Origin of the sequence: Arenicella xantha, assembly GCF_003315245.1 — a bacterium.
Taxonomy (GTDB): Bacteria; Pseudomonadota; Gammaproteobacteria; order Arenicellales; family Arenicellaceae; genus Arenicella; species Arenicella xantha.
Genome location: NZ_QNRT01000005.1, coordinates 63993 through 84698, shown reverse-complemented (window position 1 = coordinate 84698; position 20706 = coordinate 63993). Strand labels below are relative to the sequence as shown.

Below are 20706 nucleotides of genomic sequence, written 5' to 3'. Positions count from 1 at the left end.
TTACTCACCGGTAAGGAGACAAATCAAACGACCCTATTCGGATGATTTGGTTTTAGCACTGCAATTTGCTAGCGCTTAACCACTCCAGAACTCAACCCTGAGCGATTGGCCTAAGCAAGACTCAATGCACCGCCAGCTCATCAAATAGATCAAAGCAATGGAGCACATTCAATGAGCCACCACACAAGATTCATCGCAGACCGATGGACCCTCGCACTGCGGGTATCACTCTTATGTTTGATATCGTTTAATTTCACACAAACGGTCAGCGCTCAAGTTGGCGACTTAATCTGGCAAGACAATTTCGACACTCTCAACAACGACATATGGACCGTAGATGTTGGTGATGGTTGTGATCAAGGTTTATGCGGTTGGGGCAATGCCGAGTTACAGTCATACGAGGCTGCCAATGTCTCTATAACCGCCATTACATCTGGCCAACCATCGCCAGGGCAAAGCAGTAATCATGCATTACAGTTACAAGCACGCCATCCGAATGGAGGGCAAATCACCTCAGGCAAAGTACTCTCGGATCGCAAACTGGCAGTACGCTACGGAATGATCGAGTTCCGGCTGCAAGTACCGGATCTTGACACCGGCTATTGGCCAGCAGTATGGATGCTCGGCACATCGACTTTGCCTTGGCCAAACAAAGGTGAGATCGACATGATGGAAATGGGCCATCGGCAAGCGGGCCGCTTAGAGTGGTATGCATTTAACGACGACCCGAGCGACGATAGCCGCGTTGATGCACCGCCAATTAATCATTTCACTGGCGCCAACCTCATTAAATACGACGCAGCGGCCTGTGTGCCGGGAAACGAAACCTGTGCGGCTAGCTCCGCATGGCAGACAGACAACGCCCATGTGTCGGCTACCCCGCTGAGCAATCGCTTTGTGATCTATCGAACTTACTGGACCCCGGATTCAATTCGCTTCACAGTCGAAGATAACGGAATTGAGTACGATCTTTACGATACTCCACAACCTGTCGATGCCGACGGTCCATTTCGCGAGCCGTTTTTCTTATTGATGAATTTAGCGATTGGAGGCAACTTTACTGACGCCTTAAACGCCTCGCAAATCACTGCGCCGGACAACGGAAATATGCTCGTTGACTATATTCGAGTTTATCAATATAACGGTTTTGGCGAAGTATTAGTTGGCGACCAAACATCACCCGAAACCGGCACCTTTGGGGTATTTACCGACACTACGCCAACCACCAACAAGCTCGAAGCTGGGGTAAGCTCAAGCATCTTTCTATGGGATCCGACTAGCAGCGACGGAGCCACATTACCGTATGAGGGCGACAATGTAATCGCTTGGAGTTACGACGGCGCCAACACCTGGTTCGGCGGCGGCGTGCAATCCAATCAAGCACGTAATCTCACTAACTTCGCAGACGGCGAACTAACATTCAACATACAAATCCCCGCCGACGTTTCATTCCGCATTGGCGTTACCGACACGTATAGCAATGAGAACTGGGTAACATTTCCCGCACTCGAAACTAAGTATGGCCTGACCAGAGATGGTAGCTGGGGCCAAGTCTCGATTCCCATGGCAGATCTTCGTGGCGATCTAATTGCCATTCAATCATTACAGTACCTATTTGCGATTTCTAGTGATGCTAGCAATTTACCGGATGGTCCGTTTGAGTACGCGATCGACAATATTTTCTATACCGGCGGCGGTAGCGCACCACTAGATAGCGACGGCGACGGGGTAGTCGATGCCGACGACGCTTGCCCAAATACGCCAACGGGCGCAACGGTTGACAACAATGGCTGCGAAGTCATCATCATTGCTCCCGAGACTAAGCGCATTCAGGCTCAGGACTATATTAATTACTCTGACTCCACGCTCGGCAATATTGGCGGCGAAGCTCGTACTGACGATGTCGATATAGAAATCACGGGAGACAACAGCGGCGCCTATAATGTCGGCTGGACCGCGACCGGAGAATGGCTCGAATATAACGTTCAGCTTGGCGCCGGCGACTACGACTTATTAGCCCGGGTTGCAACCCAACAAAGCAGTGGACCGGCCTTGTCAGTCAGCCTCAACGGCAGCAGCATCGGTGCTATCAACGTCGACTATACCGGCGGATGGCAAACCTACGAAACCCTTGATCTCGGCCTAGTTTCTATTAGCTTAGCGGGTAGTTACACCGTGCGAGTTGACATTACCGGCGGCGGACTTAACCTGAATTGGCTCGAGTTCACGCTCCGTGAGCAACAAGCCGTCGACAGTGATGGCGATGGTATTTTAGATTCCATTGACCTCTGTGCTAATACGCCAAACGGCGTCGCCGTTGACGCCAGCGGCTGCCCAATTTCACAAAGCAATCCATTCGGAGCCAACAAACTCAACAACACCACCTTAGAATTCTATGTGGCGACATCCGGATGGGCCGACGTGCACTACAGCAAAAATGGCGGCGCGCAACAGAACCATCGTATGACTCAAGCTAATGATCGCAACACGTTCCAAGTTCATAACCTGGTGGACAACGATCAGTTGACGTACTGGTTTACCTACCTTGACCCAAGCAGTAATCAAGTCGTCGACACAGCCGCAGCAACATACACACACAACACCAACAATCCTATCGATACCAATATAGCCCTACAACAACCGGCTACGGCATCCAGTGCTCTGCAATCAGCGAGCTTAGCATTCGATGGCGACCTAGCTACCCGCTGGGAATCCAGCCATAGTGTTGACCCTACATGGCTATCGGTCGACCTCGGACAAACGTTTAATTTATCTGCCGTGAGCATTGATTGGGAAGCGGCTAACGCTGCCAGTTACAGCGTGCAAGGTTCGCTCGACGGCAGCAACTGGACTACCTTGTTTAGCCTCAGCAATGGAGCATTTGGTGCGCGCACAGATACGCGTACGGTTGCCGGCCTTGCTCGCTACGTAAGAATGCTTGGTCAAACGCGCAGCCAAGGTAACGATTGGGGCTATTCAATCTTCGAAATGCAGGTGATGGGAAGCCCAGCCAATTCGGCGGCAGACAGCGATGGCGATGGTGTTGCGGATTCACAAGACAACTGCCCCAACACACCGCCAACAACGCAAGTCGACGTTATCGGCTGCCCAATACCGACCTCGACCGGCGATATCACGCCCTTGTTTAACGCAAATACTGCACTCGAACCCGACACCCAATATGATCGCGGTGATGCGCTAGTAACGCGATTCTCTGATCGACCTCGCACACGTCACGCGCGTGAAGACCAATATCAATCCTACGATCATTACATCAAGTTTTACTTTGAGCACCGCGCTAGCAATATTGAAATTATCGATTACGTCGCCAAAGGCGGCGACAGCATCGTAATGAACGTACGCACGCTATGGCCGTTGAACGATAGCGAGGCTGAAAACCGTTGGTGGTATCTTGGTCGCAATACTGTGGCTGAGTACCACGGCGGCATGGGCATGGAATTTGTCGGTTTTGATGGAACTTACTGGAACTATACCAAGTCAGACAATCTCAATCGCCAATACAATCGCGAGATCCAGCTAGGCGATCGCCTCGAATTTGAGATCAGCCAATTCAGCCGAGGTGATATCCCGCGTGGCCAAGCCAACTACTATGGCACCACTTATCTCTACATCGTCGGCAAAGGCGTCGTGCCATGGTATACCGAAAATGCTGGCGAGTTTGTGCAAGGCGCAGCCGACTTTCAGGAAGACAGTCGCGAAATACCAGAGTCGTATTGGCTCGGCGGCAACACCACTATTCACTATCAGTACACCGATGAGCCTAACGACCATTTTATGCAAATGGCGACTAATCTAGGCTATTTAAATGGACAAAAATTTCTTGAAGGTCGACGTCTAATACATTCATCCTTTATCGACGGCACGCATGACGAAGACCCCGAGAACGGCGTGCTAAGCGAGGTTGTCAATCTAGTCGGATCACAAGCTTATATCAATCAACGTTGCTCTGGATGCCACGAACGCAATGGTAGCGCACCAGTAGCCAATAATAACGAGCTATTAGACCGCTGGGTTTTTAAGGTAGCTGGCGCCGATGGCCAGCCACACCCAGAGTTTGGTCGCGTGCTGCAACCCAAGCAAGTCAATGGTGGCGGTGAGGGCGATGTATCGATTGCCTTTTGGAGTGAGTTGGCCGACGGCTTGCGCGCACCGACCTACCAATTTAGTAATGGCGCACCGCAGCGATTTTCTGCCCGAATCGCACCGCGATTAGTTGGCCTAGGCTTATTAGAAGCGATTCCAGAAACGACTATTTTGGCACAAGAAGATCCTAACGACATTGATGGTGATGGAATTTCCGGGCGCGCCAACCGGATTATCGACCCGGCAAACCCTCAACTCACTCGACTCGGACGGTTTGGCTGGAAAGCCGCCACCACTAGTTTGCATCACCAAGTCTCGGCTGCATTAAATACTGATATGGGAGTCCGTACGCAACTGCTTCCGAACTTGGACTGTGGCGCAGCGCAAAGCGGCTGTAACAACAATAGTCCTATATTAGCGGAGCAACACGTCGACAAAATGGTAACTTACTTAACCGGCTTAGGCGTACGTCCACAACGTGGTTGGGAAAGCGGCAACGAAGACCAAACTATCGTTAACGGCAAATCACTATTTACCCAATCCGGCTGCGCTGGCTGTCATACGCCAAGCCTGCAAACTAGCGAGTTTCATCCGTTAGCGGAAGCCCGCGACCAAGTTATCCACCCGTATTCCGACCTGTTATTACACGACATGGGGGATGGTCTGGCTGACAACTTAGGCGAGGGCGATGCCAGTGGGCGTGAATGGCGAACTACTCCGTTGTGGGGTTTAGGTCTGGCCGCATGCGTCACTGGCGGCGTGAGCAATGTAACTGGCTTAGAAGGCGGGGAAGTCTGTACACCGCATCATGCGTATTTGCATGACGGCCGAGCTCGCTCGATTGAAGAGGCCATTCTATGGCACGATGGCGAGGCTAGGAACGCCAAACTAAACTACCAAGGCCTCTCTCAAAGCGATAAGAACGCAATGTTACGATTCCTTGAGTCTTTATAGTCATTAATAACTCAACAAAGCCTTGTGGAGAAACCCACAAGGTTTTGTTTCTTCTGTGTCAGCCATCTTCAAACCCCACGCTAGTATTACTTAACATTCGCCGGGGCTTTTAGCGCCTCGCTAACGTTGAGTTTCTCTTGAGCTTTGGGTTTATAAAACCGCACATAATCCACTTCCAACGTGGCGGGCATAACCGAATTATCGACCGGCCCACCGGCTGCGCCCCAATTACCGCCAACGGCCAAGTTTAAGATCACGTGGAACGGATGATCAAACGGCCAAGCCTGCCAGCCTTCATCTTGATTTAAATACGTGAAGTAAAGTTGCTCATCATAAAAAATATCCAGGCGCTGAGGCGACCATTCAAGTGCATAAAGATGAAAACGTTGAGCTACCGACTCCGCTTCAACCGTAGCCTGGCGTTGCTCGCCGTTAACCCAATAATACGCTTTGGTATGCACCGTTCCGTGTACTCGATTCATGTCGTAGCCCACATGTTCCATAATATCGATCTCGCCCGAATTCGGCCACGCATCACATCGATCGCTACCTTGCCATTCAGCCTTGGGGCCACAACTTGTTGCGTACCGAAAGGCATCCGTTGGGAGCATCCAAATCGCCGGCCAGGTCCCTTGTCCAGCCGGCAATTTAGCTTTTACCTCAACACGACCATATAAGATATCTCCTTTGTTAGCCGAATGGATACGGCCAGAAGTGTACTGTGGCTGATTCGCCGACGGTTGATCAACCGCTTCCTTGTGGGCTTGAATTATTAAGCGACCATTCTCAACTCGTACATTTTTAGTCTGATCAGTATAAGCCTGCAGTTCTTGGTTCACCTTGCCTGCTGGCCACAGGTCATACGACCATTTTTGCGGATCCGGCGCACCAAGGTAATCAAATTCATCGCCCCATACCAAGGTCCAATCGTCAGCAGCGACGTACGCGGGCCGCACCACGATCCCATTCAGCACCGGTTCGCCTTGAATCGATTCAAGTGTCACGGCTAATACACCGTGCTTCACCGCCACATTCGGCACCGACCGAATAACCGCCGCTCGAGAGTTACCACCACGAGCTTGAACAATGTCAAAATTCTGTAAGGCCAACACATCTTGAATCTTTACATCAAAGCGACGGTCACCAATCGCCAAATCCTCCGGTTCGGCAAATAATAGAGTCACGGTATACAAGCCATTTTCTAGCGGCTGATTCAAAGTGAACATCCCACGACGATAAGAGCGCAACACCGTCTGATCTTGCGCTCCTTGCACAATCGAAATGTTTCCAACCTTGCTCGCATCGGTGTCATCCGCCCGATATTCAATACCGTCTTCGCCAGTGTACGCCTCGCCCCCAACGTTCAGCGCCCAGGCCACCGGATAGTTACTCGCCGCCGCCCATGTTGGGATTTGATAACCAAAAATTAGGAACACACTTATAAAAGTGACTAAATTGAAAATAGCAAAACGCTGCGTCATCATTGACTCCTGTTGAATATGTAATTGTGAATAGCGTAATACTCAAGCAAAATTTCATAGAATTTGCTTTTACGGCCCAGCCGACAGCATTCCAAAACCCGCCACCTTGGTCGGTGAAATGTAAATTGAATCATCAAGCTCCGCAGTAAAAAACGAATAGGTATCGCTTCTGTCTTCGCCGAGCATGAACTATAAGTTCGACCTAACTAGGGCTCGACCAAGTTACGTTGCATTCATCAATTAATACACTCTTAAATCGGTTCTGGATAAGGCAGTATGCATATAGCCGTTGAATAAATAACATCCATCATCAAGAGCTCAACAAAATTAGTCTCAATGCAATTGACGTTAACCACCTCTACTCGTTCGTTACACATTGATTCAAGCTTCTGCTAGTCACCCTCAGCGAAGCTGAAGAACCTTCTAAAACCATCAAACCAATAAATTTGTGGCATCTTGACGCTCATCACAATAGAAAGTGAATGTAGGCTCTAGTACATTTAAAAGCTTACTTTTGTATGTTAAAGTTTTCACTCTCATAGGTTATTTTATAAACTCAGATATGGACATACTAAAACGCTCGTTATTATTTTTAATAACCGCTGCTTTTCTTCTAACAACACTTCTGGTTGACGCACACAACAAGGTAGTCGTCATACCGTTAGGCACAGACATAGACTCGGTTCACAATGTGATTACTGTCGCTCCGAAGGGCGGTGACTTTACTCAAGTCCAAGCCGCAATCGACTCTATTGATGATGCATCAAAGTCAAACCCCTATATAGTGTTCATTGCTCCCGGCGAGTATTCTTTACAAAGAACATTGATTCCCAAATCTTATGTATCCTTAGTTGGCAGTGGCCAAGGTGTTACAACTCTATTCGGACAACGAGCCTCCAGTGCTGGCCCTAGTTGTGGTGGAAGAGCAATGGTGACTATTAACGAATTCTATACATATCGCATATCTGACCTTTCACTAGTACATCGCGCTGTGGGAAATGAGTCGGTGGTAGGCATTTGTAACTCTGATCTAACTGGCGGCGGGGTTATATTAAAAAACGTTGCGCTATCGGTCACGATGGGTATAAACAATACTGGCATTTACTCAGCAGGCGGAAGCGTTTCCGTTACCGATAGTTCAATTACAATTGGAGGCAGACCTAATAGCGTTAATAACATCGGCATTTTTGGTACGGCTGGAGGAACCGCTGTTGGACTCTATAACTCCACAGTGACAGTGTATGGAGACAATAATGCTTATGCGATCTTCGCAGATGACTTATCTGCAAACCCACAATTGACCGTTAGTTATTATGTTAGGAACACTAGTCTCGTAGGAGATGTAGTGGTCAAGAGCGGTGCTTTTAATAGTGTTGAGGTGGTCAATAGTGACCTATATGATGTCAACAATACAGGCAGCGGCACTTTTAAAGCCTATCACTCGATAATAAGGGGTACCGTATCAGATCCAGGAACAGCGACGTGTCTGGCAACAACATCCGATACAGCGGAGCTAAACAATTCGTGCGTTGCGGCTCCGTAAGCGCTAGATAGGGTTCACGCAACCTAAATTTGACGTTCACAAATTAAACTCAGGCCCAACTAAAACAAAGGGTCTGAGTTTAAAGCACGACAGGACCATGTACCGATAAGTGTGTGTACTAAACAGTCGGCTTAATAATTTAAACCATTTACTAGTAGCATAGCTTAAGGTCTAAATATACCCACTAAGTTATAACTTACACTGGCGCTACGAGACAATCATTGTACTGACAGCATGCTATGATCACGGCGGCACCTGACTCACACTCTACCACATGCATCAGTAAACCACTGACAGAAAACTTTTATAGTTTGACTGCCACTCTAAATAAGCCCGAATGATCTCTAAGAAGTATTCTAATAGCATGTAATCAAATCTACGGGATGCCAGATCGATACTTGGCTAGTCAACCGAGACGATACAACCTAATGAAGCAACCTATTTGCACAGTGCCAGAATGGCACAATGTGACACACTCGCAATTTCACAGCGAGATAATACCGCTCAATAAGCCCGCGCTGTTTCGCGGTTTGGTTGGTGATTGGCCAATAGTACAAGCCAGCCATAGCGGCGCGCCGGCCGTGGCGAACTATCTGAAATCCCTAGACAGCGGGCAAGCGGTGTATACCATTGTTGGCGCGCCGGATATTAACGGTGGGTTTTCCTACGACAAAAAATTTAATGGCGTCAATTTCGAACGACGCCAAGCAAATTTATCTAACAGCGTCGATCAACTGCTGGCGTTAACACAGGTGGCAAACCCACATGCTGTTGCGGTGCAAGCGGCTCCGGTTAAAACCACCTTGTCAGGTTTCGTCGAACGTCATGCCTTGCCACTACTCGATGCTTCCGTTGAACCCACTATGTGGCTCGGCAATCGCGCCATGGTAGCGCCACACTACGATGTTAATTTCAATTTGGCGGCAGTCGTCAGCGGACGTCGCAAATTCACTTTGTTTCCACCTGAACAAGTTGCCAACCTATACGTCGGTCCAATGTTAGACTCACCGGGCGGCGTGCCTACTAGCTTAGTTGATCTACGCAACCCCGATATGAGCCGGTTCCCGCTGTTTGAAAAAGCACTGAAAGCCGCCGTGCATGCAACCCTTGAACCTGGTGACGTTATCTACATTCCAACACCTTGGTGGCATGCCGTTGAATCCTTGGATCCATTTAATGTGCTAATCAACTATTGGTGGGGAGGAATCGCTGAGCATGGGGTATCGCCCAACAACAGCTTGATGCACAGCATGTTATCAATTGCCCAGCTCGACACTGACCAGCGCCATGCCTGGCGCCATTTGTTTGACTATTTCGTATTTCATACGACCGGTGACCCAGCCGAACATCTGCCCAACGATGTCATGGATGTAATCACTCGACTCTCACCTGAACAACGTCAACAAGTCTTCGCGTTTCTCAAATCTCGACTTAATTAACGGCCTACGTTAACCTACCAGCACTCAGAGTAAATAGATAAACAGCGGATCGCCAAAATGAGATTGCCAACCCTGCTAATAACCATCGTTGTCGTCAATTTGCTTGCAGCAAGCTTAGTTATCACAAGCAATGCGCTCGCTGGCGACGACGTTCCTGAATTCGAGATTAGTGCACTTGAAGAGAACGTGTATCTTCATAAGTCGTACCGACAAGTTGATGGATTTGGGTTGGTCAGCGCCAATGGCTTAGTCGTTGTTCATGAACAAATGGCGTATATTGTGGACACTCCTTGGTCAGAGGCAGACACGCAACAGCTTGTCGACTGGATCTCGCAACAAGGCGTTGACTTGGCCGGCAGCATATCGACACATTCTCACGCTGATCGCACCGCCGGTATCAAATGGCTAAATCAACGCAATATAGCAACCTACGCATCAGCTCAAACAAATCATTTCCTTGAGCAACGAGGTGAGGAAACTGCCAATAATACCCTCGACGTGCCCGCTGCAACGGTACTCGATGGCCTGCTAGAAACGTATTACCCAGGCGGTGGGCACACTGCTGACAACGTAGTGGTGTGGTTACCAAAGTCAAAAATATTATTCGGAGGATGCCTTATTCGCAGCCTTGAAGCTAACACCCTAGGCTACACGGGAGAGGCCGCGTTAGACCAATGGGCGAATAGCGTCAATCGAGTCAAAACTCGCTACCAAGACGCTAAACTGGTAGTGCCTGGACATGGTAAAGCTGGCGACATAAACTTGCTAAAACACACTATCCAACTGGCAAATTAGCTCTATAATCGTGTCGACTAGCGAGATAGAAAATAAGCAAGGACTTAACCGCTCGGCACCAGCCAGAATACCTGCTCTATAGAAAATTAGACTAGCAAAAGTGTAGTACGTGGATCGCTCCTCGGTTTCGGCAAACCAATCTGTCGGTCCAGCGTATTGTTTTTTTGTTTTCAATCTGTGTTAACTCACAGACTTTTGAGGTCTTATGTTTGACGTATTGAGCAATACCAGCCAGTCGGCCGCGAATGACGAAGCCCTATTTGCGCAAATCGCCACAGATCTCCAAATCAATGGTTACAGCATCAATTATGGCGCGCTACCGAACGATCTAACAGCGAGCCTATTGCTACACTTGAAGCACATGGATTCGGCAAAATTCGAGCAAGCAGGCATTGGTCGAGACCAAGCATTTACGCGTGATGACTCAGTTCGCAGAGATGAGATCTGCTGGATCACCGGCGAGTCCGATGCTGGTCGCAATTGGTTAGACTGGATGCAAGCGATGCGTATATTTTTAAATCGCCGATTGTTTCTCGGACTGTTCTCATTTGAGAGTCATTTCGCACACTACGCAAAAGGTGATTTTTACAAACGCCATGTAGATGCATTCAAAGGCGACGATAATAGAGTGCTGTCGGTCGCGGTCTATCTAAATCAAGACTGGCTTCCAGACGCCGGCGGAGAACTGGTTATCTATAATGATGACAATGACCAACAAGGCATAAAGGTAGCCCCAACGTACGGCACCATTGCATTGTTCCTTAGCGAGGAGTTTCCGCATGAGGTAACGGTCACTCAGACAGACCGCTATTCGATTGCCGGTTGGTTCCGAGTTAACACCTCGACCGCAGCTCGCGTCGACCCACCACGTTAGAACCGCCCCAAACTATCGGTAAAACTAAAGCGCAGAGCCTTAGCCTGCGCTCGACTTACAGTAGTGATCGATAAACTGTTGATGACTCGGTAACTGACGAACCTGATTGGTAACGGTCTGATCAATGCCGCGTAGGAACGCGCTCAACTCGTCGTCGCTCATCATGTTCACGATCGGATGATACTGCTCTGGTAACAAACCCTGACCCAACATTACTTGGGTCCAAGAGTTCTCCCCAAATAGTTCGTTTGGCCCTTTAAACACGCGCCCCGTTTGCTTGAACAGCTCAATACGGTGGCGCAATGTATCAGGAATATCCATAGCGCGACAAAACCGCCAGAACGGCGTGTCGTCACGATTAGTTACATGGTAATGAAGAATGATGAAGTCGCGTATGTTCACGATTTCAGCATCCATTTGCGCATTAAACTCGGCGACATCAGGCTTTCGAATTCCATCGTAGGGAAACATTTGCATCAGCCGAGTAATACCACGCTGAATTAAATGAATACTGGTGGACTCCAAGGGTTCAATAAAACCGCTGGAAAGCCCGAGTGCAATACAATTTTTATTCCAATGTTTACGACGTGTACCGGTTCTAAACTTGATCACACGCGGCTCATTGATCGGCGCACCTTCAAGGTTGTCGAGCAAAAGCTGCTTAGCATCATCGTCCGACAGATAACGACTACAGAATACCAAGCCATTACCCACTCTCGATTGCAACGGAATACGCCACTGCCAGCCCGCTCCACGCGCGATTGAACGGGTGTAGGGAATCGGTGCTGCAAGTGATTCGGTTTGTACCGCTATGGCACTGTCGCACGGCAACCAGTGCGACCAATCATCATAGCCTGTGTGCAACGCTTGCTCTATCAACAGACCTCTAAAGCCACTGCAATCAATAAATAGATCGCCTTCGACTACCTGGCCAGAGGCAAGCGTGAGTGATTCAATATCACCGCTATCGCTATTCAGACCAACCTCGACAATCTTCCCCTCAATACGTTTTGCACCGTGTTGTTCGGCGAGCTTCCGCAGATAAGCCGCGTAGCGCCCAGCATCAATATGATAGGCATAATTCAAGCCATTCTTAGGAGTCACAGCAAATTTATTCTGGCGCGCAGCAATCAGCTCGCCACAGTACTCACCAAAGTCTTTCGCGATCCCCAATTGCTGTCCCTTCAACCAAAAATGCTGAAATCCCGCCGCCCAGCAATCCTTGCCAGTAAAGCCGAACGAGTGGATATAGTCTTGATCCACATCTCGCCAATTCTCAAACGAGATGCCAAGCTTGAAGGTACCATTAACCTCCGCCACAAATTCACGCTCGTTTATCCCAAGCAACTCATGCAAGGTCAGCATAGTGGGTATGGTGGCTTCGCCAACCCCAACCGTGGGAATGTCGTCGGACTCAATCAACGAAATGTCTAGAGTCTTACCCAACAGTTTGGCCAGCGACGCCGCCGCCATCCAACCGGCAGTGCCGCCTCCGGCCACAATGACTTTATTAATTTTTTTGTGTTCCACCGTGTACCTCGTTATGTTTTACCGACATCACCAACTACAACAATCGGCGTAGTTGGGCTCGAATGTTGTTGGCTGTTGCTTCGTCGATCTCTTTCAACACTCCACGCGCGTGCTCAGGTATGTGCTGCCAATCTTCATCACCTTGCTCGAACACGTACCGATCAAAAATATCTCGCCAGATAGTGCGCTGCTCAGGAGGTAAGTCGCGCAAGCTTAAAACCGCGAGTTGCAACGCGTTTAGCGGTGAGCCCATATACGCCGGCGTGGTTCGCCACCAATAATTGATCAACACATTAAACGACGCTAATGATTCAACTTGATGCCACCACATACTCGGAATATACAATGCGTCACCAGGTTCTAATTCAACGCTAATCGATGACTCCAATGCCGCGCGGTATTTGGGAAACCGACCGAAATCGGGCTGTGCAGCATCGACCAAACTAATCGGTTGGCCTGATGGCGTTAAGTCCAGCGGACCGATGTATAAATTATCTGCCTGATCAGGAGCAAACAGCGTAAAGCGCCGACGCCCAACCACGGAACACGCAATGTTACAGGGAAAATCGTAATGCGCTGCGATGCGACTGCGGTTGCCCAACCAGAGACTCATTAGATGCTCAGTCTTACCCATCGACAAGTCATTGTGTTGCCGAAACCCCGGCAACCAGCGGTCGATTAAGGTAGAGCCCACATAATAGCTTGGCATCGGCTGACTAGCATCGAGCGCAAACAAAGCCTCCAACACTTTGCTTAAGGTCTGGCGAGTCCGATCAAAATTAAAACCGGTCATATCGTCATTATAGAAAATACGCCCGTCGGCCTCGGCCGCCGCTTGATACACGGTTAATGGTAGGTTTTGATCAAAACCAAGTAGATAATCGGCTGCCGCACGCGACGAGCTGAGACCGGCTTGAACAATCGGCCAATGTCTTACAAGCCCTCGTAAAACAATTGGTTGCGAGACTCCTGATAACCATTCCGGTAACGCCGAGTCAGATTCAAATACGATCTCCTGAATGGCCTTGTGCGATGTCATGATAGTGTGCCTCAGCTAGGCGACTATTGACTTATTTTTTAGATCGACCAAGGTGGCGATGCGCGCGTGAGATGCCAATATCATAAATATGGGCTGCAAGAATCCTGCTTGACTCAATTCACCAAGAATATCACCAGTGAGTGCCTGCAGTTTCTCTTCGTTGATTGTGTAATAGCCCATCAGCTGGTTTTCAACGCCGTTATTCAACTTGATATCGAGAGTAAATGCCTCGAGTAGCTCCAACTCAATAAGCTTGTTAACAAACTTCTCGCTATGCTGATGTGCCTGATGAATAAGCTCTAGCGACTGGGTTGCTTCTTGCAAGAACTCGCTGGTACCGCCATGCTCCAAAAACAGTACCTCACCATTTTCTTCGTTTACTCTGGGGTTATCGATATCTATTGATACCATGGCATTGCGCTTAGCCGGATCACTTGCGTCAGCCTGAAATCCAATTAGGAAAGGCTGCCGTTTAATCATTAATGGAAGATAGCTGGCGTTCCAGCCGGATTCCGTCAAAAATAAGTTTTCGCGCTGCTCAAATCCGAGTAAAGCAACCGGATACACCATGCCCGTATTTGGATCTTTCTGAAAGAAGATTGGGTAACATGCCTGGATATTGCGAAATTCAAATGGAAACGTCATTACGAAATTTACCGCATCACCATACTCAGCGGATCGGTCGGTAATCACTCTGAGCTTCGCGTGTTCAGCTTGATTAAGAAGCACATAATTAGTCATAGTTTCTTCCAGTTAATACTTTTATATTTTTTGAAAACCGAACTCGGCAACCTTGTTGATGAGCTCACGGTTATTTGGCATAGCGTTCAGCAACGACGCGGTACGCTTAGCATTGTCATGCAACAGCTGGTTGGCTTGCGCTAATTGTTGGCTAGCATTACGCGCCTCCAACGACTGCGGATAGGTAACAAACCCCATGCCGTACAACACATATTGATAACTTGCGGACGGAAACAACTCATCAATATGCGGCGTATCGAGATGCCACGGAGCTTGATGACGCCATACCTTTAACTTCTCTCGCAAGCTGTCGGGAACTGAGTCTTGGTGACGATGCGCTTGCCAGTAAGCTGCGTCATCACGTTGATTTAGCACATAGTGTAGCTTTAAAAATTCGATGATTTGTTGCCATCGATAAGCGAATTTATGATTAAAACGCTTAGCGGTGATATCCATAACGTCGCGGTTCGCGGGTAGCTGCTCGGCAAGCATATTGGCAGCGTATTCCACCAACACTAAAGCCGATGCTTCAAGCGGCTCGACAAAGCCAGCAGAAAGCCCAATAGCCACGCAGTTTCGGTGCCAGAAAGATGCGCGATGACCGGGCTTGAATTGGATCTTTCGAACCGTCAACTCATGCGCTTGACGCCGCCCCACCAGCGCTTCTAGATACTGTCGCAACTCAACTTCAGCCGCTTCGTCACTGGTAAACTCACTTGAATACACATGCCCTACACCGCGCCGTGACGGCAGCCCAATGTCCCATATCCAGCCAGCACTCTGTGCTGTCGATAGCGTCGCTGATGCGATCGGCTCATTGTCGCGCTGATAAGGCACATGCACGGCTAATGCGCGATCGTTGAATAAGGTATCGGCGACACTGTTAAAGGGAATTTCGTAGTGTTTATCGATCAACAACCCGTTAAAACCAGTGCAATCAACGAATAAATCACCAGTCACTAAGCCGTGCTGACTAGTGTGGACACCGTTAATATCACCGTTTGGATGAGTGTGTACGGTTTGCACATGATCGGAAATGTGTTTAACACCAAGCTTTTCAGTGCAATGTCTGCGCAAAAACTCGGCAAATTTTCCGGCATCCAAATGATAGCCATAGTTCACTTGGAAGGCGTACTCTGGCGTGCTTATCTGCTTTGGCGCCAAGCCACGATCAGCCAATTGACCTTGTGGTGAAACAGCATCAGTAAAACTGACTTGCTCACGCACCGTTTGCCAAAAGGGAACCAAATTAAATTCGCTGTAGCCCTGCGGCATAGAAAACGGATGATAGTAATAATCGTTCGCGCCAGTTACCCAGCTATTGAACCGCGAACCTTGCTTCAGACTCACATCGCATGCACGCATGAATTCAGTTTCGCTAATGCCTATTTTCTGCAAAGTCGTCCGCATCGATGGCCAAGTACCTTCGCCAACGCCGATTGTCGCGACATCAGGTGATTCCACCAAGCTTATCGTTAAGCCAGTGTCGGGATCGTCAGAATAATGGCTGGCAAGAATGCCGGCAGTCAGCCATCCAGCTGTGCCGCCGCCAACAATGACGATATTTCTCACGGATCGTTGCATAGCCCCACAATAGGTTATTTAAAAGACAAAGAGAACAAAAAAAGGACAGCGCTAAGGCATCGAAACCTACCTTAGCGCCATCCTCACAGCAAATCTTTCGATCTACTAGTTTCGGGCTACGCTGCGATTAAATTGAATTACTACGCAGCCCTGGGGGAAGCCAAATCTAAAAGGCGTAGCGCACTCCAAAGTTATAACGTGCACCGGTTTGATAGGCCTGAATAACCTGCAACTCACTACGACCGTAGGTTCTTACCGTTTCTTCGGTAATGTTCAAACCTTCGACGAATACCGTCAGATTGTCGCTCACATGATATCGTGCACTAAGATCCCATTGTCCGAATGATTCAAAGTTAACCGGACCAGGCGTACCAGCTGCTGCGCCAGCAATACCATTGTAGAAATCATCGCGCCAGTTGTAAGCCAGCCTTACTTGAAATTTATCATTCTCATAAAAGCCAACAAGATTGGCCGAGTCACTTAGCCCAGTTAATACGAACTGTGACTCCAAACTCAAGTTATCGTAAGCAACATCACTGTCGACCACAGTCGCATTGGCGATCACACCAAAACCAGAATCACCAAACGCTTTTTGAACCGCGAACTCCCAACCATCGATCGATGCGTCTTCTTGGTTAACCGGAACTGTCACATCAAACGTGACTGGCGCACCTGTTGCTGGATGAATCAAATTAGCGAATAAAACTTCGTCTTGCACGATCGACGTGCCAATAAAGTTTTCAACATCTTTACTGTAGTAACCCACCGACGCGTAATCAGCATCACCAAAATAATACTCTAGCGATAAATCAATGTTCTGCGACTCGAATGGCAACAAATTTGGATTGCCACGATTTCCGTTACCGCCACTCACTCGAATTAATTGCTCAATTGTGAGTCCGCCCTGAATATCGCGATATCCTGGTCGAGTAATTGATTCACTATAGGAAATTCGCGCTACTACGTTGTCAGTTAAGTCGAACTTAATATCTAGATTCGGCAACAGATAATCATAGCTACCGGTCAAACGAGTAAAATCTTGAATCGCAGCACCGCTGGCATCTACCGCTTGAATTGCGCTGAACTCATTGTCGCTTTGCTGTACTACTGATGTGTAAGTTGGCACCAGCGCCAATGATTCAACATCGGTTTCTTCATAGCGTATGCCGGCCTTAATATTGACGGGGATGGCGCCTAACTCACGATCCAAGTCAATTTGCACATACAATGCGGTCGACTCTTCGTTGGTGATACGGTCAGTCGTAAATGTTGAACTCGGGCATAAACCTGTGCCACAGTCACCACCGGTCGATTGCGTGGCCCCCAATGCTTCAGTCCGCGCAGCTAGCTCATCAATGTCAAAGACAAAGAAGTCACTTTGGCGACGAGGATCATCGCCGTTGGATATTTGGTCAAACGCACCAGCCGCCGAGGCCGGTGTCACGAGGTCGGCAATGTCACCAGGCTGAGTAGTACCGCCCCAAGTATCACGCTGCACATTCGAGAATTGCGAACGGTTATCAACTTCCGACAGTTGTACGCCGAAATTAATAGCCGATGTATCGTTTAGATCAAATGTGGCATTGGCCGCGACTTGTTGGATTTCCATTTTGGTCGCTTTGTTGTCAAACACACTGCCTGTCACAATCAAATCGTTAGGATCCAGCGGACCGCTTAAACCTAGGTTTAATATAGGTAGGTCACCACCAAAAATTCCTGAAGTACGATCTCTGGTGAAGCTGGCTATTGCAAGTTGCGAAGCGGTTCCATTATTACCACTCGCACCGCTCTGCGCTTCTGAGCTGTGCGCATCAAACTCTACTGTCAAACGGTCAGTCACTTGCCAGTCGACATTAAAACCAAGTGAATTATTTTCTGTCTTAACGCCGTCACGGCCAGCTGCCATCGCAAAGTCAGGCGCAACACCAAACTCAGTGTAGACCAGCGGCGAAGCAATCGGCCCGTCAGAATATTCAGACTGCACACCACCAAAGTTAAACCATCCTGAGTAGTTGCTAAAAGTGCGCTCGTAGTCGACTTCAGAGTAGGTGTAATCAACCGTGGTTGTCACATTGTCAGTAGGGCGCCATTGAACGGTAAGTTGACCGTTTAAACGCTCTCGACTAAATTCGGCCAACTCATAGCCAATACTCTGCGGAACAGCGTAAATATCAGAGTCAGCAGGTCGGTTAATTTGATTATCATCACGCGGCAAACCGCCCCATTGAGCTGTGCCCGCGCCCCAATCTTGGTCAACCGTGCCAGCAAAGTTGTTGTAGTCGCCAACCGTCGCGGTATTAACGCCGTTATCTCGTTTTTGGTAACTACCACTAATAGCAACACCAATAGTATCGTCGGCAAAAGTATTGCTGTAGATCCCAGATAATTCCGGCGTTAAGTCATCGCCTGAAGTAGTCGAGGTGTCATGCACTGCCTTCAGCGTCATAACCGACTTGAGCCCAGGCGCGTCGAGTGGACGAGTGGTCTGAATATTGATCGTGGCGCCGATACCACCAGTCGCAACCGACGCGTCACCAGTTTTATAGACTTGTACGCCAGCGATGCCTTCCGAGGCAATGTCAGCGAAATCGAATGAACGGTTATCGCCGTCATGTGTCGGCATTTGACGACCATTCAGCGTAACTAGGTTAAATGCTGGCCCAAAGCCACGCACCGTTACTTTGCTGCCTTCACCGCGTGAACGGTCAATGGATACACCGGTTATACGTTGCAGTGACTCAGCTAGGTTAGTGTCTGGAAAAACCCCGATGTCTTGAGCAGATATGGCGTCAACAACACCGCTGGCATTACGTTTTACGTCAGCGGCACGTGCGAGACTGTTGCGATAGCCGGTAACGACTACCTCTTCAAGCTGCGCTGATGCGTCTGCTTGAGCGTAACTGGCCTGTGGGGCAGCAAGCACACCGGCGACTAATGCGCTCAGCATGGCAGTGCGACGGGGCGAAAGCGCAGACGACACGGCCGACGCTAGCTTCGTCTTATCCCCAATGGATACGAATGAAGTCATGATTATCCTCTCTTTATAGTGACAATTTTCTAGTTATTTTAGGTTCACTGGAGGTTCACAAAGTACTGCGAACACCGTTGAACACAGATAAATCTCACACAGGAATTCGGACTAACAAGCGAGTAACGTGACCCTACATTTAGCAGCAATCTGATCCACCGTAAGCCGTTACCGTTGTCACTTGATGTCGACACCTGTACACAGTCTAATTTAGAAACTTTTACGTCACGCCTCGACTAAGTTACTGCATTTTCCATAATTTGTACGGCTAAATTGACTAACTGACTCTAGTTGTACACACACTTTGGTGAATCTGGCTCTATACTACGATTAGAAAAACTATAAAAATAACAATTTCTATGTCCGACCCGGTTTTCAACATTCACGACACCTTGCTGCTAGCAACTGCTTTTCAAAGTATGTTGTTCGTACTGCTGATTCTGGTCGTAAAACACGAACGCCACTTGAGCGATTACTTCTTAGTCGGATTCTTTCTAGCGCAAGTTGTTATTCCAATGCACATCCTAGTGAATTACGGTGAAGCATTTCGCGAGATTGCGTTAGCCACTTCGCCCAGCTTGTTTCATGCATTTGAGCTCGGCTATTGGCTCGAAGGACCTCTTTTGCTATGGTACACCCGATCAATTCTGTATAAAGAGTTTCGCATGACTCGAATTGATTTGCTGTTTCTACTGCCAGCTATCGGCTTTACTATCTATATTCTTATTTCATTCTACTTCCAAGATATTGCAACCAAATTATTGCTCCTCGAGCAACAACAAGACCAAAAAACTCCATCCCTGTTAGGCAAAATCAATGGCGTTCGAGAGATATTGCGCGTATTTTTTGGTGTGTTATGCATCATCGATATTCGCCAAGCACGCCAACAGATACGAGACCGATTTTCCAATATCGAAAAAATTGACTTTGGCTGGCTTAGCTACTTGGTGATTGCATTCACCATAGTCCGTGTGTGGGTCGTTGTGGTGCTGATTATCACCTTTTTCGCGCCGAATTTAAGTGACCCAATATTCAACAATATGGGCTTGGCTGGAAACTATTTAACCTTCGCATTAATAACCACATTAATGTTTTACAGCCTGCAGCGTTCAACTCTGTTCGACCACCACCTAACCGAAGAGCCCGCCCACGCAGAAGAGCCCAACTTCAAAATCGATGACGAACTAACCAAACGCATCGAACAGCATATGCAAACTGACAAGCCCCACCTGATTCACCTATTGAATTTGGAGCAACTGGCTAACCAACTTTCCATGCATCCGCGCACCTTATCGGTAACCATAAAGCATCACTTCAAAACTAATTTTTACGAATTCGTCAATTCCTACCGTATAGAAGAAGCAAAGCGTTTACTTTCAGATCCTGCACAACGGCATAAAACCATGATCGAAATATCCGGTGAATGCGGCTTTAACAGTAAAGCAACGTACAACACGTTCTTTAAAAAACTAGTAGGCGCGACCCCGACTCAATATCGCTCTAAGCAACTAGATGCACAAAGCACCTAACCCTCGACTCCGGGGCAATTCGCGTTACACCCGTAAGCACTTGCGAAGCGAGCCTGCCATAGCCG

The 20706-nt window shown here is 48.4% G+C and carries 12 protein-coding genes; 6 read left to right on the top strand and 6 right to left on the bottom strand.

Annotated elements, in window-relative coordinates:
* Positions 1-171 precede the first annotated feature (171 nt).
* Positions 172-5058, top strand: a complete 4887-nt coding sequence (locus DFR28_RS15710) for a di-heme oxidoredictase family protein (protein ID WP_113955338.1) — start codon at positions 172-174, stop codon at positions 5056-5058.
* Between the two features lie 86 nt (positions 5059-5144).
* Here the strand turns inward: DFR28_RS15710 and DFR28_RS15705 are convergent, their stop codons facing one another.
* A complete protein-coding gene (locus DFR28_RS15705; RefSeq protein WP_170132130.1) occupies positions 5145-6539 on the bottom strand; it encodes a family 16 glycosylhydrolase in 1395 nt (464 codons plus the stop codon).
* A gap of 562 nt (positions 6540-7101) precedes the next feature.
* On the opposite strand from DFR28_RS15705, the gene DFR28_RS15700 reads away from it, so the two are divergent.
* The 4 genes from DFR28_RS15700 to DFR28_RS15685 all read left to right on the top strand — a co-directional run bounded on the left by DFR28_RS15700 (position 7102) and on the right by DFR28_RS15685 (position 11190).
* Positions 7102-8082, top strand: a complete 981-nt coding sequence (locus tag DFR28_RS15700) for a glycosyl hydrolase family 28-related protein (protein WP_113955336.1) — start codon at positions 7102-7104, stop codon at positions 8080-8082.
* Positions 8083-8510: 428 nt separating this feature from the next.
* Positions 8511-9521: a cupin-like domain-containing protein gene (locus DFR28_RS15695; RefSeq protein ID WP_170132129.1), complete on the top strand. Its 1011-nt coding sequence runs from the start codon at positions 8511-8513 to the stop codon at positions 9519-9521.
* A gap of 57 nt (positions 9522-9578) precedes the next feature.
* Positions 9579-10316, top strand: coding sequence for a DIM/SIM/IMP family subclass B1 metallo-beta-lactamase (gene blaDIM, locus DFR28_RS15690; RefSeq protein ID WP_113955334.1), 738 nt, complete (start codon positions 9579-9581; stop codon positions 10314-10316).
* 205 nt (positions 10317-10521) lie between these two features.
* On the top strand, positions 10522-11190 hold the full coding sequence (locus DFR28_RS15685) for a 2OG-Fe(II) oxygenase (protein WP_113955333.1): 669 nt from the start codon (positions 10522-10524) through the stop codon (positions 11188-11190).
* Positions 11191-11229: 39 nt separating this feature from the next.
* Here DFR28_RS15685 and DFR28_RS15680 read toward each other — a convergent pair whose 3' ends face one another.
* From DFR28_RS15680 to DFR28_RS15660, 5 genes are all read right to left on the bottom strand, one after another.
* Complete coding sequence (locus DFR28_RS15680; protein WP_113955332.1) at positions 11230-12720, bottom strand: tryptophan halogenase family protein; 1491 nt, start codon at positions 12718-12720, stop codon at positions 11230-11232.
* 34 nt (positions 12721-12754) lie between these two features.
* Positions 12755-13762 carry a cupin-like domain-containing protein gene (locus DFR28_RS15675; RefSeq protein WP_425455482.1) on the bottom strand — a complete coding sequence of 336 codons (1008 nt, stop codon included), beginning with the start codon at positions 13760-13762 and terminating at the stop codon, positions 12755-12757.
* Positions 13763-13774: 12 nt separating this feature from the next.
* Positions 13775-14500 (bottom strand): SapC family protein, encoded by a 726-nt coding sequence (locus tag DFR28_RS15670; RefSeq protein WP_113955330.1) that lies wholly within the window; start codon positions 14498-14500, stop codon positions 13775-13777.
* A 21-nt stretch (positions 14501-14521) separates the two neighbouring features.
* Positions 14522-16084, bottom strand: coding sequence for a tryptophan halogenase family protein (locus DFR28_RS15665; RefSeq protein WP_113955329.1), 1563 nt, complete (start codon positions 16082-16084; stop codon positions 14522-14524).
* A 166-nt stretch (positions 16085-16250) separates the two neighbouring features.
* Positions 16251-19112 carry a TonB-dependent receptor gene (locus tag DFR28_RS15660; RefSeq protein WP_211317024.1) on the bottom strand — a complete coding sequence of 954 codons (2862 nt, stop codon included), beginning with the start codon at positions 19110-19112 and terminating at the stop codon, positions 16251-16253.
* Between the two features lie 359 nt (positions 19113-19471).
* Here DFR28_RS15660 and DFR28_RS15655 point away from each other — a divergent pair, with 359 nt between their 5' ends.
* The gene (locus DFR28_RS15655; protein ID WP_113955328.1) at positions 19472-20641 is read left to right on the top strand and encodes a helix-turn-helix transcriptional regulator; all 1170 of its coding nucleotides are present in this window, start codon (positions 19472-19474) and stop codon (positions 20639-20641) included.
* Positions 20642-20706: the final 65 nt, after the last annotated feature.

Coding starts and splice junctions, on each gene's coding strand:
- DFR28_RS15710 (WP_113955338.1), top strand. CDS start 172: ATGAGCCACCACACAAGATTCATCGCAGACCGATGGACCCTCGCACTG.
- DFR28_RS15705 (WP_170132130.1), bottom strand. CDS start 6,539: ATGACGCAGCGTTTTGCTATTTTCAATTTAGTCACTTTTATAAGTGTG.
- DFR28_RS15700 (WP_113955336.1), top strand. CDS start 7,102: ATGGACATACTAAAACGCTCGTTATTATTTTTAATAACCGCTGCTTTT.
- DFR28_RS15695 (WP_170132129.1), top strand. CDS start 8,511: ATGAAGCAACCTATTTGCACAGTGCCAGAATGGCACAATGTGACACAC.
- blaDIM (WP_113955334.1), top strand. CDS start 9,579: ATGAGATTGCCAACCCTGCTAATAACCATCGTTGTCGTCAATTTGCTT.
- DFR28_RS15685 (WP_113955333.1), top strand. CDS start 10,522: ATGTTTGACGTATTGAGCAATACCAGCCAGTCGGCCGCGAATGACGAA.
- DFR28_RS15670 (WP_113955330.1), bottom strand. CDS start 14,500: ATGACTAATTATGTGCTTCTTAATCAAGCTGAACACGCGAAGCTCAGA.
- DFR28_RS15665 (WP_113955329.1), bottom strand. CDS start 16,084: ATGCAACGATCCGTGAGAAATATCGTCATTGTTGGCGGCGGCACAGCT.
- DFR28_RS15660 (WP_211317024.1), bottom strand. CDS start 19,112: ATGACTTCATTCGTATCCATTGGGGATAAGACGAAGCTAGCGTCGGCC.
- DFR28_RS15655 (WP_113955328.1), top strand. CDS start 19,472: ATGTCCGACCCGGTTTTCAACATTCACGACACCTTGCTGCTAGCAACT.